The sequence below is a fragment of the Longitalea luteola genome (genome assembly GCF_017356035.1).
Classification (GTDB): Bacteria; Bacteroidota; Bacteroidia; order Chitinophagales; family Chitinophagaceae; genus Niastella; species Niastella luteola.
This window is the reverse complement of the sequence record NZ_JAFIQX010000007.1, coordinates 191,706-208,613: the sequence shown is the minus strand read 5'-3', so window position 1 is coordinate 208,613 and position 16,908 is coordinate 191,706. Positions and strand designations below refer to the sequence as shown.

8 protein-coding genes are annotated in these 16,908 nt (G+C 46.2%); 2 read left to right on the top strand and 6 right to left on the bottom strand.

Going from position 1 to position 16,908, the window contains the following annotated elements:
* Positions 1 to 5: 5 nt before the first annotated feature.
* The gene (locus tag JUB15_RS18155; RefSeq protein ID WP_207513918.1) at positions 6 to 1,067 is read left to right on the top strand and encodes an SO2930 family diheme c-type cytochrome; all 1,062 of its coding nucleotides are present in this window, start codon (positions 6 to 8) and stop codon (positions 1,065 to 1,067) included.
* On the opposite strand, the gene JUB15_RS18150 is transcribed toward JUB15_RS18155, so the two are convergent.
* Positions 1,064 to 2,422: a rhamnogalacturonidase gene (locus JUB15_RS18150; protein WP_207513917.1), complete on the bottom strand. Its 1,359-nt coding sequence runs from the start codon at positions 2,420 to 2,422 to the stop codon at positions 1,064 to 1,066. The genes JUB15_RS18155 and JUB15_RS18150 overlap by 4 nt on opposite strands.
* Before the next feature lie 437 nt (positions 2,423 to 2,859).
* On the opposite strand from JUB15_RS18150, the gene JUB15_RS18145 reads away from it, so the two are divergent.
* On the top strand, positions 2,860 to 5,817 hold the full coding sequence (locus tag JUB15_RS18145; protein WP_207513916.1) for an SBBP repeat-containing protein: 2,958 nt from the start codon (positions 2,860 to 2,862) through the stop codon (positions 5,815 to 5,817).
* An 88-nt stretch (positions 5,818 to 5,905) separates the two neighbouring features.
* Here the strand turns inward: JUB15_RS18145 and JUB15_RS18140 are convergent, their stop codons facing one another.
* The 5 genes from JUB15_RS18140 to JUB15_RS18120 all read right to left on the bottom strand — a co-directional run bounded on the left by JUB15_RS18140 (position 5,906) and on the right by JUB15_RS18120 (position 16,808).
* Complete coding sequence (locus JUB15_RS18140) at positions 5,906 to 7,747, bottom strand: carbon starvation CstA family protein (RefSeq protein ID WP_207513915.1); 1,842 nt, start codon at positions 7,745 to 7,747, stop codon at positions 5,906 to 5,908.
* A gap of 610 nt (positions 7,748 to 8,357) precedes the next feature.
* Complete coding sequence (locus tag JUB15_RS18135; protein ID WP_207513914.1) at positions 8,358 to 9,995, bottom strand: beta-N-acetylhexosaminidase; 1,638 nt, start codon at positions 9,993 to 9,995, stop codon at positions 8,358 to 8,360.
* A gap of 174 nt (positions 9,996 to 10,169) precedes the next feature.
* A complete protein-coding gene (locus JUB15_RS18130) occupies positions 10,170 to 11,876 on the bottom strand; it encodes an FAD-dependent oxidoreductase (RefSeq protein WP_207513913.1) in 1,707 nt (568 codons plus the stop codon).
* A gap of 4 nt (positions 11,877 to 11,880) precedes the next feature.
* Positions 11,881 to 13,548, bottom strand: a complete 1,668-nt coding sequence (locus JUB15_RS18125; RefSeq protein WP_207513912.1) for a RagB/SusD family nutrient uptake outer membrane protein — start codon at positions 13,546 to 13,548, stop codon at positions 11,881 to 11,883.
* A gap of 20 nt (positions 13,549 to 13,568) precedes the next feature.
* On the bottom strand, positions 13,569 to 16,808 hold the full coding sequence (locus tag JUB15_RS18120; protein WP_207513911.1) for a TonB-dependent receptor: 3,240 nt from the start codon (positions 16,806 to 16,808) through the stop codon (positions 13,569 to 13,571).
* Positions 16,809 to 16,908: the final 100 nt, after the last annotated feature.

The following is a 16,908-nucleotide window of genomic DNA, read 5'->3' as shown; positions in this document are numbered from 1 at the left end:
TGCCAATGCCAAGGAAACTGATCATAACATGGCTTTTAATTAGTACGGTGGTTATTAACCTTGCCGTAACGCCGACAGTTAGCCGCCCTGTTTTTGAGCGGAAACAAAAGCTGTCTGAATATAATTTCTTTACCGGCAAACTGGCTGATCTGCAACCGGCGCCTGCTGTTATTCCCTATGAAATCAATTCGGAACTGTTTTCCAATTATGCACAAAAAATGCGTTTTATCAAACTGCCCAATGGCAGCAAAGCCCGATATACAGCGAAAGGAGCCCTGCACTTTCCGCAGGGAACCGTCATCATCAAAAATTTCTATTATGAAAATGATTTTCGCAAGCCCGGGCAGGGTAGAAAGGTCATAGAAACCAGGTTGCTGGTAAACGAAGCGGAAGGCTGGACTGCCTACCCTTATGTATGGAACGATGAACAAACAGAAGCGTTTTACGATGTAGCAGGCGACGTAAAAAAGGTCTCCTATATAAATGGTTCCGGTAAACGGATCAGGATCGATTATATCATTCCCAATAAAAACCAGTGTAAAGGATGCCATATCCGCGGCGGCACCATGCAGCCCATCGGCCCTACCGCCAGGCAGCTCAACCGCGATTATATCTATACAACCGGAAAACAAAACCAGTTGAGCTATTGGCAACAACAAGGACTGTTAACGGGTTTACCTGATGTACAGACAATCGATAGATTTCCATCGATGAATGACCAGTCACAATCTTTGGAGGTGAGGGCGAGAGCTTACCTGGATGTAAATTGCGGCACCTGCCATCATCCGCAGGGTCCTGCCAATACATCCGGTTTGTTCCTGCATTATGGCCAGGATGCCTCCATTGAACTGGGTATAATGAAAAGCCCGGTGGCTGCCGGGCGCGGCGCCGGGAGGAATAGATTTGATATTGTTCCCGGCAAACCACATAAATCTATTCTTGCCTTCCGCATGCAAACCAATGATCCCGGTATTGCCATGCCTGAATTGGGAAGAGAGCAAATACACCGGGAAGGCGTGCAACTCATCAATGAATGGATCAGGAAAATGAAAACGCCTGACCGTTAAAAGCGCTTTTCTCCGTTAACCGTTACATTCCGCAGCGTAAAATTGGCTATCACCGATGTGTCGATGGTGAGATTTTTCTTCGCTGTTATCTGCAGGTTCTCAAAACTGAAGTTGGATAACTTATAGGTGAAAGCATTTACGTTGCCGCGATCTTCTGAGACGCCTACGTTAAAAAAGTTATCACAGTCCAGTTTAATATTGCGCATGGTAATGTTGCGGCCATAAGAATTCCTCGACGCCTTCTCCCCTTTCAGATCGAAGAACTGTGTCCACGGGCGGATGTACAAAAAATTTCCAATGTTGCTGCCTTCCACGCCGTCGACCAATACGTATTCGTAATCCTGGGGCGTATCGGGGCGCATTTTAAGCCAAAGCAGCCGTTCGGCGTTTTGTACCTTGATGCGGCGCAGGATGATATTCCGGTTATGGATAGACTCGCTACCCAGCGTCAATACGCCATGGCAGAAACCGTAAGTACAGTCCTCGATAATGACATTCTGATTGCTTCCGTTATTTTCGTCTTTGTCGGCAAGCGGGCCTTTGCCGCCTTTCAGCGCTACGGCATCGTCGTTTACAGACATGTAACAGTTCTTGATAAGGAAGTTCCTGCAGCCGTCAATATCAACGGCATCGGTACTGGGTGCTTTAACGGGCGCTTTTGGTGAATAGATGTGAAGGTTGAGCAGCTTTACGTTCTCACATTTATAAAAGTGGGTGGTCCAGAAAGGCGAGTTCATGCAGGTTAAACCGGAGAGCTGAACGTTCTTACTTCTGGAAACATATACCAGTCTGGGCCGCATTTCATCCATATTGGTGCATTTCGGATTGAATTCCCGCCGCAGCCAAAAAGCTTTCCAGTAACGAAGTCCGTTACCGTCCAGGGTGCCTTTACCGGAGATGGTAAACCCATCGAGGCCATCGGCATTCACCAAAGCTGCAAAATATTTAAGGGTTTGTCCTTCCATGCGGGTCATCACAATAGGAAAATGGCTGATATCGTCGCTGCCTTTGAGCCTGGCGCCGTCTTCCAAATACAAATGGGTGCCCTGTTTGAAAAAAAGCGAACCACTCAGGAAAGTGCCTTTGGGGATGACGATCACTCCGCCGCCGTTCTCATGGGCTTTGTTAATGACCGCCTGAATTTTTTCTGTTTGAATGACTGTACTGTCATTTTTCACGCTAAAAGCTGTTATCAGGTAACGTTTACCCAGTTTATTCAGATCCACAGGGTTGTTTTGCCTGAACCAGTCTGGTATGGGTGTTCCGTCAGGAAATTCTTCCTGGGCGAATGCGATCGTATATGGCAAAATGGCAACGGCGAGCAACAGGACCAACTTCAGTTTTTGCAGGATCATATAGCCTTTTTATGTTATCGTTAGATGTATTTTTAACCAATAATGCTCAAATTAACTGATTGTTTACCGAAACGGCATCCTGAACTTACCGTGTCCATCTATATTAATTTTATTTAAACCCGCGGCATATTGCCGATACCGAACATCGGTTATGGCCGGCTTTAGCTGCGTAAACAAGACGCAGTGGCGATGGTTGAAAAGCTGATAACACTCATCGAATTTGATTCCGCCAAAAGCCGAATTTTGTATTTCTCTTGCGCTGTCATCATTTTCTGTCAAAACAGCTTCCCCCTGCTTCCAATATCCGCTTATAGTTTCGCAGCGAACCGTAGTTGTTACCGCTCAATCGTAATGTAGTTCAACATGTTCCCCATGAAAACGGAATTAACCGGTGCTCATGATGTTTACCATTATTGTTAAATCTTAAAAAATTAATTATGAGGAACATGCTACTTTCCGGAAAGTTCTTGTTGTTGCTTTCTCTTCTTTTAATGTCGGCGATCTGTTTTGCCCAGGTTACCGAAAAATGGGTTCAGCGGCAAAATGGAGAACCTAATGCCGATGATGTGCCTAACGACCTGGCTGTAGATCAGAAGGGTAATGTGTATGTAACAGGAAGAAGCGATGGCAAAGGAACCAACGCTGACTTCACTACGGTCAAGTATAACGATGATGGCGATTTAAAATGGGAAAGGCGGTATAACGGGCCCGGCAACAGCTTAGATGCAGCAGTTGCCATAACTGTGGATGACAAATGCAATGTTTATGTAACAGGATGGAGCACTGGTAGTGGAACCGGAAGGGATTTTGTAACCGTTAAATACAATGATGACGGCGATAAAAAATGGGTCAAAAGGTATAATGGCCCGGGGAACGGCACAGACGAGGCTACCGCCATTGCCGTAGACCGAAAGGGCAATGTATATGTAACCGGATGGAGCACCGGCAGCGGAACAAACCGTGACTATACCACTATTAAATACGACGATGACGGTGATGTTGAATGGATAAGAAGGTATAACGGTCCCGGTAATGGCGTGGACCAGGCAACGGCCATTGGTCTTGATGACGATTGCAATGTATATGTAACGGGCTGGAGCACCGGGAGCGGCACCGACAACGATTATACCACTATCAAATACGACGACGATGGTAATGAAGAGTGGGTGCAAAGATATAACGGGCCTGTGAATGATAGAGACAGGGCCAGTGCGCTGGCAGTAGATGCGTCGAGCAATGTGTATGTCACGGGTTTTATTTCTGTTGTAATAGATGAAGATGGTAACCCGGCCGACATTGCGACCATCAAATACAACACAGCTGGTGTGCAGCAATGGGCAGCCATTTATAACGGCGAATCTTTTGATCAGGCAAGGGCAATCGCGGTGGATTCCTCAGGCAATGTATTTGTAACCGGCGAGGGCGGTGCTCCGGATGAAACCTTCTTCTGGGAGTTTGTTACCATTAAATACAATGCAGCAGGTTTGCAGCAGTGGGCCATAACCGGTAGCAGTCCGCAGGTCAATGGCGAAGTAGAGATCAACGACCTCGCATTGGACAAAGCTGGCAATGTGTACATAACCGGATTAATGATGGTCAACAATGCAAGGAACTATATCACCATCAAGTACAATACGAATGGCATCCAGCAATGGATGGCATTCTACAACGGCGCTGAAGTGGCAACGCCTTTTGCCACTACGGCAGCCATAGGCGTAGATAAAAATGGCAATGTGTATATTACAGGTAGCAGCAGGTTCAGATCAGACTTCATCACGCTTAAATACAATGCCAATGGGGTGCAACAATGGGTACAACGGTATAATGGCCCTGGCGGCGGAGGTCCGGATATGCCAACCGCTATTGCAGTGGATGACGATGGTAATGTGCACGTAACAGGCGGCATGACCAAGATCAGATTCGGTATAGATTATACCACTTATAAGTACGATAAGTTCGGTGACCGGATCTGGAAGAAAACATTCACGGGTCCTGGTCCACGCACCATCTTTAATATTGATGTCGATCAGGCTGAAGATCTGGTACTGGACCGCAAAGGCAATGTATATATAACTGGCGCCAGCGCCGCCAGCAACGGTTTTGGCGACTACACCACGATTAAATACGATGAGGATGGAAACACACAATGGGTGAGAAGGTATAACGGACCGGCCAACAGCCACGACGGAGCAATGGCAATTGCCGTAGATGAAAAAGGTAATGTATATGTAACTGGCGAATCAATAGGCGTGGGAACCAATTCTGACTATGCCACCATCAAGTACGACTGTGATGGAAATATGTTGTGGGTGGCAAGATATAACAACCCCAATAACAGAAATGATATCGCAGTTGACATTGCCGTAGACAAGCTGGGCAATGTATATGTAACGGGCGCAAGTGACAGCACCGGAAGCAACAGTGACTATATCACGATTAAGTATGACGCCAATGGGAACGAACTTTGGGTGGCCAGGTTCAACGGCCCGGGTAATTCCATAGATGCAGCCCATGCCCTGGCGCTGGATGCTTTGGGCAATGTATACGTTACCGGTTTCAGCTTTGCCTTCGGATCAAACGATTATACGACCATTAAATACAATACAGCAGGTTTGCAACAATGGGTAGCCCTGTACAATGGCCCGGGCAATGGCGAGGATATTGCCAATGACCTGGCAGTTGATTCCCTGGGCAACGTATATGTTACCGGGCAAAGCGCGGGCAGCGGAACAGGTGCAGACTATGCCACGATCAAATACAATACAGCCGGCGTACAACAGTGGGCGGCCAGGTACAACGGCCCGGCTAACGATATTGATGCAGCCAATGCCCTGACACTGGATACTGCCGGGAATGTTTATGTTACCGGGCAAAGCGAAGGCATCGGAACTTCGGCAGACTACGCCACCGTTAAATACGATGCAACAGGCGTACAGCAATGGGTGATCAGGTATAATGGCCCCGGTAATGACCGTGATATAGCAACTGCAATTGCGGTGGACGATAACGCCAATGTGTATATAACAGGACGCAGCGTGGGTAACGGAACCGATTTCGATTATGCCACCATCAAATACAAACAAACAACTGTCGTAGCCAGATCGTCGACCGGTCCTGAACCGCAAACACCGGTTGTAGCGGAACGAGGTGCTGTTACACTTCATGCAAAAGCATTCCCGAACTCGTTCACTGAATTCGTTAACCTGCAATGGCATGGCAGCGGTCAGCCGGTAACTATTACCATCACAGATGCCATGGGCAGACTGATAGAAAAGAGAACGGGCCTCGGCAGCAGTGGCACCCTGCAAACCGGGCATCATTTCAGGCCGGGTCTTTATTACGCAGAAATTGTACAGGGAAAGGAAAAATTCATGATCAAACTCATCAGGCGATAGGAATTTTCACAGGATGAAGCAAACAAAAAAGGATTGCGGTGTGCAATCCTTTTTTGTTTGCCTTTTTACATTAGCTATGAAGCATTAGTTACCTGGGCACCAGCTCTTTTACTTTATCACCATAATAGTCGAGCTGATCAGCCTTCATATGCAATAACCGGTGCCATCTTTTAAATGTATTGATGAATACGATCAACATAAGCAGCATCGCCAGCAGTGCAAGCGTAGCCAGCAGGTATTGCTGCTTTGGCAGATATACATTCCTGATCTGTTCATAACCTGCCCAGAAAGTGATCAGGGCCATAAAAACGCCGGGTATTGCCGCATATAACGCATATTTTTTCCTGTTCATCCTGATGAGCATCGTGGTGCAAACTATAAGCCCGCAGGCCGCCAGCAGCTGGTTGCTGATGCCAAACAGGGGCCAGATGCTACTTACATTGCCGGTATATACCAGGTAGCCCCAGGAGAATGTAAACAGCAAACTGCTGATCACGATACCCGGCATCCAGTTCTTATCATTGAATTTTGGGATCACGTTGCCCAGCATTTCCTGTAAAAAAAATCTGCCCACCCTGGTGCCGGCGTCTATTGCCGTAAGTATGAATACAGCTTCGAACATGATGGCAAAATTGTACCAGTAGGCCATAACATCTTTCATAAATGGTATTTTATTAAAGATATGCGCCATACCCACCGCCAGCGAAACGGCTCCTCCTGTCCTGCCCCTGAGGTCTACGCCTATTTTCTCGCTGAAATAATCCAGGTCCACCGCATGCAAACCCGGATGCTGGCTTAGGAAAGCAGCCTGCATTTCTTTAGGCGTGTTGATGGCAAAATAGTCGCCGGGAACCAGTGTGCAGGCAGCTATCAGAGCCATTAAAGCAACAAAACCTTCCACCAGCATGGCGCCATAACCTACAAAAAGTATTTCTCTTTCGTTCGACAGCATTTTGGGGGTGGTACCTGTTGCTATCACTGCATGAAAGCCGGAGATGGCACCACAGGCTATAACAATAAAGATAAAAGGTAATACAGGACCTCCTATCACGGGTCCGCCGCCACTTACAAAGCTGGTAACGGCAGGCATTTGAATAGTCGGATGAACGAATATTACGCCAACGGCCAGCATTATGATCGTTCCTATTTTCAGATAGGTAGATAAATAGTCCCTCGGCACCAGGAGTAACCACACAGGTAATATAGAAGCTAAAAATCCGTAGGCAGTAATGGCAATTGAAATGGTCTCAACTTTCCAGTGAAAGATATTATTGATCTCTTTGATCTGCATCAGTTCATGACCTCCGATGATACTTGCAATAAGCAGGATACCACCCAGGATGCTGGCAAATGTTACACTGTTCTTCCGGTAACGCATGAGCAACCCCATTATAATTGCAATGGGCATCGTTGCAATTACCGTAAACAACGACCAGGAGGCTTCATGCATAGCGCTGATGCATGCCAATGACAGACCGGCCAGGGTAAGGATCAAAATGAAGAGCACGGCAAAACCGGCGATCACGCCTGTACCTTTTCCTATTTCCTTACCGGCAATAGTTGCCAGGCTCTGGCCTTTGTGACGTACAGAGGCAAAAAGGACCACCATGTCGTGAACGCCGCCGGCCAGCACGCAGCCGATCAGGATCCACAATGTGCCGGGCAGATAACCAAACTGTGCGGCTAATACAGGCCCAACCAGCGGGCCCGCAGCGGCAATCGCAGCAAAGTGATGGCCGAAGAGTACATTTTTGTTAGTAGCTACATAGTCTTTACCATCGGCAAATTCTACGGCGGGGGTTACATTTTTGTTATTCAGCCGCAGCACCTTATTGGCCATAAAGATGCCGTAGAACCGGTATGCAATCGCAAAGATCAACAGGGCACCAAATACCAACGTCAGGGCGTTGGCTCCGTTCAAAAAATCCATTTGTATGTATTTTCAAAAAATCGCAAATCACAAGAACCAAATAAAAATCTCAAATCACAAGATCCAAGAACCAAATAAAAATCTCAAATTACAAGATCCAAGAACCAAATAAAAATCTCAAATCACAAGATTCAAGAACCAAATAAATCTCAAATCGCAAGATCCAAGAACCAAATAAATCTCAAATCGCAAATCACAAGAACCAAATAAAAATCTCAAATTACAAGATCCAAGAACCAAATAAATCTCAAATCGCAAGATCCAAGAACCAAATAAATCTCAAATCGCAAATCACAAGAACCAAATAAAAATCTCAAATCACAAGATCCAAGAACCAAATAAATCTCAAATCGCAAATCACAAGAACCAAATAAAAATCTCAAATTACAAGATCCAAGAACCAAATAAATCTCAAATCGTAAATCACAAGAACCAAATAAAAATCTCAAATCACAAGATCCAAGAACCAAATAAATCTCAAATCGCAAATCACAAGAACCAAATAAAATCTCAAATCTCAAAACAACCAAATAATTTGCAAAACTCAAATGTCAAAGTTTGATTTTTGGTATTTATTATTTGGTTCTTGAGATTTGGTTCCTGGAATTTATTATTTCCCATAATAGTTATACCCCCACAAGCTGTAGCGCTTCTTTTGCACCTGCAATCTTGTGTTAAAGTCACTCCACTGTTTCTTGGCCGGGGCTGTCCATAACGATTCGCACAAGGCGGCCAGCCGCGGTAATAACATGTATTCGGCTTTGCCGGGATTAGTGACATACTCAGTCCAAAGATTGGCCTGTCCACCCTGCACATATTTCCTGTATTCCTGCTGCAGGGAATCCGGATATACATTCCAACCATACACTTTTTCGATCGGTAAATGCTTGCGGTTCTTGGTTATTGTAACCGAATCTTCCTTCTCTGCCTGCTGATGATCAAAATAAGCATAGGTATTAGGTGTCATTACAACATTATGGGCCGACCGCGCTGCTTCAATGCCGCCTTTCTCACCACGCCAGCTCATTACCCATGCATTGGGCGCCAGACCGCCCTCCAGGATCTCGTCCCAGCCCAGCAGTTTTCTTCCCTTACCATTCAGATACTGTTCTATGCGTTTAACAAAATAACTTTGCAGGTAGTGCTCTGCTTTATGGCTGCTATCGGTTTTAAAACCCAGCTCAGCGATCCTTTTCTGGCAGTTGGGACAAGCCTCCCAATTCGATTTCGGACATTCATCTCCGCCGATATGGATGATCTTCGCAGGGAACAGCGACATCACCTCGTCTAAAACATCCGTCAAAAATTGAAATGTCGTTTCTTTTCCGGCGCAAAAAACGTCTTTATAGATCCCCCATGCCTGAATGACCTGTTTGCCGGTACTGTCGCCCGACCAAACGCTTTTTTTATGCACATAGTCAATCGTCGGTTTGTCGGGAAAACAGCTCAGGTAAGGATAAGATGCAATAGCAGCGCTGCTGTGTCCGGGCATTTCAATCTCGGGAATAACAGTGATATACCGGTCCGCGGCATATTTAACAACGTCCTTCACCTCTTCCTGGGTATAATATCCGCCGTAGCGCGTATTCGTGTTTCCGGTGCCTGGATTATTACCAATGATCGTTCCGTTCCTCCATGCGCCTACTGAAGTTAATTTCGGATACTTTTTAATTTCGATGCGCCATCCCTGGTCTTCAGTAAGGTGCCAATGGAAATAATTCATTTTATGCAGGGCAAGTAAGTCAATATACCTTTTTACGTCTGCTACAGGGAAGAAGTGACGGCCAACGTCCAGCATCAATCCCCTATATTTATTAACCGGTGTATCGGTTATTGATACAGCCGGGATTGACAATTCACCGTTCTTTTCAAGCGGCAGCAACTGTAAAACTGTTTGAATACCATAAAAAGCGCCTGTCGCATTACCGCCCAGTACTTTTATGCTTTTCGGGTCTACCTCCAGGACATAACTGTCAGCGGCGTCTTTGTTTGCCTTTATAATAATACCTGCTGATCCGGATGTTTTTATGGGAAGTGAAAAACCAAAATACTTATTCAGATAGGCATTTAAGTATTTACCCGATCTGATTTCTTCGGGGCTTTTTGCAACAATGGGTGTAGTTCTTTTGATAATAAAACGTCCCTGTTTTTGCTGAACCGAAGATGGCTGCGGAATGATATTGATGTCCTGAGCCACTCCTATTCGTGAGGTGATTGCAAGGAAAAATAAAACAATGTTTCTCTTCATATTTAAAACACGTTTAATACAATTGCTGATTTTAGGATTTATGATTTCTGATTTCTTCAATATCGAACTTCCCGAGAAATCTCGAAATCTCGAAATCTAGAAATCTCGAAATCTCAAAATCTCGAAATCGAGAAATCCCGCAATCTCAAAATCTCGAAATCGAAAATCGAGAGATCATTCTTCGCCGAGGCGCTGTTGGTTTTCTATTAAGAGTTTGTGTAAATGCTCATATGGCAGTTCGTGAAGACCTAGCTTATAATCAATAGCCAGTGAAGCGGCTATTGCGGCAGACTGACCTAAAACCATAAACACAGGCTCCATTCTTATACTGCCAAAAGCAATATGGCTCGCGCTCAAACACACCGGCACCAGCAGATTACTGCATTCATTTTTTTTAGGAATGATCGACCGGTAACTGATCGGAAAAGGAGCAACTACAGGAGCCGCCACATTGCCCTCATTTTGCACATAGCCGTTGGCATCAACGTATCGCTGCACATTGTGCGAATCCATGGTATAGGCAGCCAGTCCTACCGCATCTTCTGCTACTGTTAAGCCTTCGCAATGGTATTGCGTCATAACATAATCACTGACCATTCGCCTGGCTTCCCGGATATAAAGCTGATCCTGCCAGCCATCTTTATTATCATACTCATCTTTACAGGTTCCCCATTGGGATACCACTTTTCTTACTTTTTCGGGAATACGGGGATGATTGGCCAGGGTCCACATCAAACCTTTCTGGTATTGTCGATGGGCCTGGATGATCTTTTCCCTTTCCTCGTAGGAGCCCTCGGGGTAATTATAATTCTGCCCGATGAAATTAGTAGAAAATCCTTTCTGGTTGTTGATATCCGTTTTGCGGTTCGGCATCTTGCTATTGATCCATGGCACCAGTTTGTCGCCGTAATTGTACATGTCTTCAATAACGCCATTGGGTGCAGCCTCATAGTTCCTGAACAGCAGCTCATAGTTGCGTTCGTTGTAATTGTCGGGTTTGGCGAAAGGGATCCTGTTATCGGGATGATCGGTGAGTGTCATCCGGAAGCAGTAAGCCTGGATCTTCTTATCTGCAGCGCCTTCAATACCAGGCCCGCCGGCATTGATGCCAGTTAACAGTCCACTCGACCTATCGCCTTTAACAATATAGGGATCCACGCCGTTCACAAAATTGTGATAATGGGCATTTCTCGAGATATGCTCTTTCAGGGTTATATTGAACCTGTTTGCCTGTACGCCATTCAGCGTTTCCTTATATTGCTGATTCGATTCACGGCCATAGGTATAACTCACACCTGCAGCCGCCATCAGATCGCCTTCATAGGTAGCATCGATGAACATTTTTCCCTTGTACACAGTGCCGTTTTCCATTTGAATGCTTACAATGGCCTGGTTCTTCTTTACCACGCCGGCAGCCCTGTTCAGCCGCTCACCATATATGAGCTTTACTTTTTCGGGAGCGAGCATCTCGTGGTACACTTTGAGCGCCGCTGAAGGCTCAAAGGTCCACATGGCGTCTTCCTCTTTTTCTTTTTTGAAATATTCGGCGCGGGTTTGCCATTTCCAATGGGCGGGGTTGTCATAGTATTTGCGGATGTTGCGGTAAAACTCCCTGGCTATGCCGCCAATGGCAGCTTTATTACCGATATCAGTGGCGCCTAATCCGCCTGTCGTCAATCCCCCGATCCGTTTGGAAGGTTCGATGAGGATAACGGATTTACCTGCCCGCGAAAGTTGGATGGCGGCTGTTATGCCGGCAGAGGTGCCTCCATAAACGATCACGTCGGCTTCTACTGGCGGGTGCTGATGGGCAAAAGACGGCCTTTGCCCAACGATCAAAATAAATAAAAGGTACAATACACGTTTGAACGTTGTCTTCATGACATTAATAATTTGGATTTTGCTCAAGGCTGGTGTTGGTAAGAATTTCGATATTAGGTATAGGCCATAAATAGTCGCGGTTAGCTTTGAATATCCTCGTTTCAACGACCCGCATCTCGCCGCGGTTCGGAACTACACTGTAATCAGGCGTTCCGTTGTCGTCTATTTTAGGTGCAGTTGCCAGCAATCCCTTGGGAATACGGCCATAGAAAATTCCGTTCATCAACTGATCAGCAATTTTCCAGCGGCGGATGTCGAACAACCTGAATCCTTCGCCTGCCAATTCATATTTACGTTCCTTGCGTACAATAGAACGTAGCTGTTCCCGGGTTTTTCCATTGGCGATCGCCGGCATGTTCACGCCGGGTCGTTGTCTTACCGTATTGATAGCGCTGTAAACCGTATTGTCGATCTGGTTGGCTTCTATTTTTGCTTCTGCATAAATGAGCAGAACTTCTGCATACCGTACGCTGATCACGTTCAATTCTGAAGTGGTGCGTTCTATCCTGTCAGTAAGATCGGTGTATTTACGCCAGCAATACCCGGTAAAAGTGGCAAATGCATTGGTAGCATCTGTATTATTCACCCTTCTTGCCGGCGTGGTATTATAGTCCCAGGTTCTCACACTGTCTTTGTGCGTCTCAAATAAAAAATTCAGGAAAACACTTCCCGGCAATGCCATGGTATAGCCGAGGCGGGGATCGCGGTTCGCAAATGGCTTTGCGGGGTCAAAAAGCGGCGAAACGTCTATTGACCTGCCATCTGTACATTCATAGGAATCAACCAATGACTGTCCGGGCACCAGGCCGCTGAAGCCGGAGGCCATCCTGGAGAAGAATTGCGAAGGTATGTTATGCGTTTTGGTCCCTTTTAAATATTGCAGCGCAAAGATGATCTCTTTGGATGTTTGTCCTTTATAGGTGAACAACTCGCCGAAATCGGCATGTAATTCATAAGCGTTCAGGTCCATTACTCTTTTTGCTGCATCCGCCGCTAGCTCCCATTTTTCATTGTATAAGGCGATCCTTGCCTTGATGGCAAGTGCAGCGCCTTTTGTTGCCCTGCCGCTTTCCGTGGCCGCATAACTGGTGGGAAGATCAGTGGCTGCTTCTTCGAGCTCGGTCATCATAAAGTTCACCAGCTCTTCCTTGCTGCTGCGGGGCACCTGCGCTTCGGTCATTTTCAGGGTGGTGGTCACCAATGGCACGCCGCCAAACATTTCAACCAGGTAATGGTAATTATAGGCCCTTAAAAAACGGGCTTCTGCTTTAACCCGGTTGAATAACTGGGTGTTTACCACGTCTTTTACTTTATCTATGTTCTCCAATAAAAAATTACAGCGTGCAATGGCACTATAAGAGCTGCTCCAGATGTTCACAAAAAGTCCATTATTACTATCATGACTGCCTTTGCCCACTTCCTGCAACGTTCCGTTATTGCGGTCGAACCCCAGATCGGTAACATGATCCAGGATCACGGGCATGGGACAGTTGTGCGCACTTGGATGAAATGTGAGGGAGGCATAACATCCATTGATGGCCAAGATCAATTCCTTTTCATTGGTGATAAATGAAGAGGAGGAAGGACCATCCAATGGATATTTGTCAAGGTAATTCTTTTTGCAGGCAGCAAAAGTCGAAAATAAAACAAACAGAATAATATATTTACGCATTGTAGTCAAATTAGAAGAGCTTAAAAATTAGCGTTCAAACCAAAACTGAACACTTTTACTTGCGGATAGCTGTTGCCGATACCCACCGGGCTTTCTACATCATAGCCATTCCAGAACTTATCAAGGGTGAACACATTGGAACCGTTTACATACAAACGCAGGTTCCTCATGCCCAGTTTACGGCTCCATGCGCCGGGGAAGGTGTAGCCGATCTGGATATTCTTCAGGCGCATATACGCTGCATTCTTCATCCAGAAACTGGAGTTCTTTTCATTGTTCACTTCACTGAAGGCCAGTCGTGGAAAGGCAGCATGGGGATTATCGGGCGTCCAATGGTCTTTGTGCTGTTCCTGCACCGTTCCGCCTTCATAGAAAGGCATAATGCCCTGCCTGTACAGGTAGCCGTCGGCTTTGCCTACGCCCTGGATCATGGCGCTCAGGTTAAATCCTTTGTAAGAGGCGCCCAGGTTTATTCCGTAGGTGTAGCGGGGAATAGTGCTTCCGATCACCACATTGTCGAGGTCATTGATGATCCTGTCATTATTCTGATCCTTATATTTCAGATCGCCCGGCTTTACGATACCAAACTGCTGCGCATGGTCGGCCACATCCTTGTCATCGACAAAATATCCTATGGCCTCGAGCCCATAAATTGAAGCTATGGGATATCCCTCGCGGCTAACGGTAAGGCCTGTTCTGTTGATGCCACGCAGATCCATCACTTTGTTCCTTACATCTGAAACATTTACATTAACATGGTATTTAAAATCCCTGATGGCGCCATTGTAGTTGACACCTAATTCCCAGCCCTTATTGCTTACAACGCCTACGTTTTGCGGCGGAGCGCTCAATCCCATGATCAGGGGAATATCCAGCACATATAATATGTCTCTTGATTTTTTATCGTAGTATTCGGCTGTTATCGAGAGATTGGAAAATAAGGCAAGGTCCAGGGCAATATTTGCCATCTCAGTGGTCTCCCAGGAAATGTCTACGTTGGCCGCTGTGTTCAACGCTGCTGTATTTACGATCTGTTTGCCCAATGTTGAAGCTCCGAATTCGATCTGGCTGGCAAAAGGATAGTTTCCGATATTCTGATTGCCCAGTTGTCCCCAGGACGCCCTGATCTTCATATCAGTTATAATGTGCGCCAACGGTTCCATAAAATTCTCCTGTGATATCCGCCAGCCTGCAGACATTGAAGGAAAAAGACCATATTTGTTGCCAGGGGCGAATCTGGAAGATCCGTCGTACCGGAGGTTTGCCTCGAACAGGTATTTTTCTTTGTAATTATAGTTGAGCCGCGTAAACAGCGATTGCAGCGCCCATTCCGCTGAGTTACCATTTGATTTTTGATTCACCGCATCCCCCGCAGCCAGCACCGGATAATCGGGCAAAATAAATCCATCGCGGTAGGCGGAGATATAATCGTTGCGAAAATCTTCTCTTGAAAATCCGGCTAACAATTTCAGTTCATGCAATTGAAGATCTTTTTCGAATGTAATTGTGGCGCGCACATTATTTCGAAGCGACTTGTTGCTGGTTTCTGTCAGTGCGCTTCTGGCAGGCGACAGAAAATTACTAACCGTTCCATCGGGTTTATAGGTTTGAACCACCCGGTTGAATGTCTTGGTGATCGTTTCCCCAATTACAGGTGCAACCGTTAATTCGGATCTAAGCCATTTGAAGGGCTGATAGTTCAGGCTGAAATTGAGGGTCCCCGAGCGCTGACTGTTCTTAGCCGTTCCGCCTACCCGCGAAAAAGCAATCGGGTTATCACCGTTCCATCCTTCACCCCAGGAGCCGTCGGTATTATAACCTGCCTGATTCGCAGGTATACGGTTCATCCAGTGAAAGACATTTTCGGCGCCCCTGCCAGGCTCCATCTGAACAGCATTGATAAATTGCAGATCAAATCTGGCGCCCAGCTTATCGGAAAATTTGAAGTCGGTGTTATTGCGGAACATGTACCGGGTGAAATCGGTCGTTTCAATAACACCTTTCTGGTTGAAATAACCGAAAGAAGCGAAAGACTTTATTTTGTCTGTGCCGCCGTTTACGCTGACAAAATGGTTTTGCTGAAAACCAGAACCGGTGAGCACTTCTTTTTGCCAGTCGGTTTCGGGGTACAGATCGCGGTTGGCGGGTCCTTCTGTACGATATTTATCGATGAGGTCATCGGAATACAAGGGCGCCCTGCCTACATTTACATAGGCTTCGTTGGTAAGCAGCATGTGATCGATGGCATTTACCATCTTAGGCAAATTAGTGGGCCTTTGCCAGCCGCCGTAAGCATCATAATTTACTGATAGCTGATTGCCTTTCGCTCTTTTAGTGGTTATCAGAATCACGCCATTGGCGGCTCTGGAACCATAAATAGCGGAGGAGGCAGCATCTTTCAGGATCGATATTGATTCTATAGTGTTGGGATCAACGTTGTTCATGGTTCCCTCGATTCCATCGATGAGCACCATGGGATCTGAATCGCCCAGCGTACCAATCCCGCGGATGCGAATATTGCCTGCATCGCCCCCTGGCTGACCCGAACGTTGCGTTACGGTAACCCCCGGCGCCAATCCCTGCAAAGCGGCAGAGGTTTGACCAACGGGCCTTACTTTCAGATCTTCATTTTTTATGGTAGCAACAGAACCGGTGAGGTTTACCTTTTTCTGGGTCCCATAACCTACCACCACAACGGAATTCAGATCTGCGGCAGTTTCCTTCAACACGACATGCAATGAATTTTGCCCTTTCACCGCTATTTCATTTTGTATATATCCCGTATAGGAAATGATCAATACCGTATTCTCAGGAAGATCTGCAAAACTGAACTGACCGTTAACATCCGCCACTATCATCTTATCGGTGCCTTTTACCCGAACGGTAGCTCCTGCCAGGGGTTCTCCTTTTTCATTGGTCACTTTGCCTGTTATGGGAGGCGGCGGAGGTGCAACGGTTGTTTGTACGGGTTTCCTTTTCACGATGATCATGTTCTGCAGCACCGTATACGTCAATGGCTGACCGGCAAAACATTCGTTCAACACCTTATCCAAAGGCGCATTGACCACCTGGATATCAACCGTTTTTGCTTCCCTGAGCATGCCGGCATCATAAACGAACTCATACTTACTCTGTCTGCTGATCTCCCAGAAGATCTGATCGAGGGTGGCATTTTTCTTTGACAGGGTGATCTTTTGAGCATAACCTGCAGCGCTGGCCTGCAGGAAACAGGCGGTTAAAAAAATAATGGCAAGCTTCATAACCATAAGCATTTTGTAAGAAATAGCGGGCTGGCCCCTGTATTTCCTGATCAAGGGAAAATTCATAATTTTGGTCAGTTTTAGTTTTTTTGATTACAAC

Bases quoted from the DNA above. Each gene is read 5' to 3' on its own strand.
- JUB15_RS18140 (WP_207513915.1), bottom strand. From the start codon at position 7,747: ATGGATTTTTTGAACGGAGCCAACGCCCTGACGTTGGTATTTGGTGCC.
- JUB15_RS18125 (WP_207513912.1), bottom strand. From the start codon at position 13,548: ATGCGTAAATATATTATTCTGTTTGTTTTATTTTCGACTTTTGCTGCC.
- JUB15_RS18130 (WP_207513913.1), bottom strand. From the start codon at position 11,876: ATGAAGACAACGTTCAAACGTGTATTGTACCTTTTATTTATTTTGATC.
- JUB15_RS18150 (WP_207513917.1), bottom strand. From the start codon at position 2,422: ATGATCCTGCAAAAACTGAAGTTGGTCCTGTTGCTCGCCGTTGCCATT.
- JUB15_RS18135 (WP_207513914.1), bottom strand. From the start codon at position 9,995: ATGAAGAGAAACATTGTTTTATTTTTCCTTGCAATCACCTCACGAATA.
- JUB15_RS18120 (WP_207513911.1), bottom strand. From the start codon at position 16,808: ATGAAGCTTGCCATTATTTTTTTAACCGCCTGTTTCCTGCAGGCCAGC.
- JUB15_RS18145 (WP_207513916.1), top strand. From the start codon at position 2,860: ATGAGGAACATGCTACTTTCCGGAAAGTTCTTGTTGTTGCTTTCTCTT.
- JUB15_RS18155 (WP_207513918.1), top strand. From the start codon at position 6: ATGCCAAGGAAACTGATCATAACATGGCTTTTAATTAGTACGGTGGTT.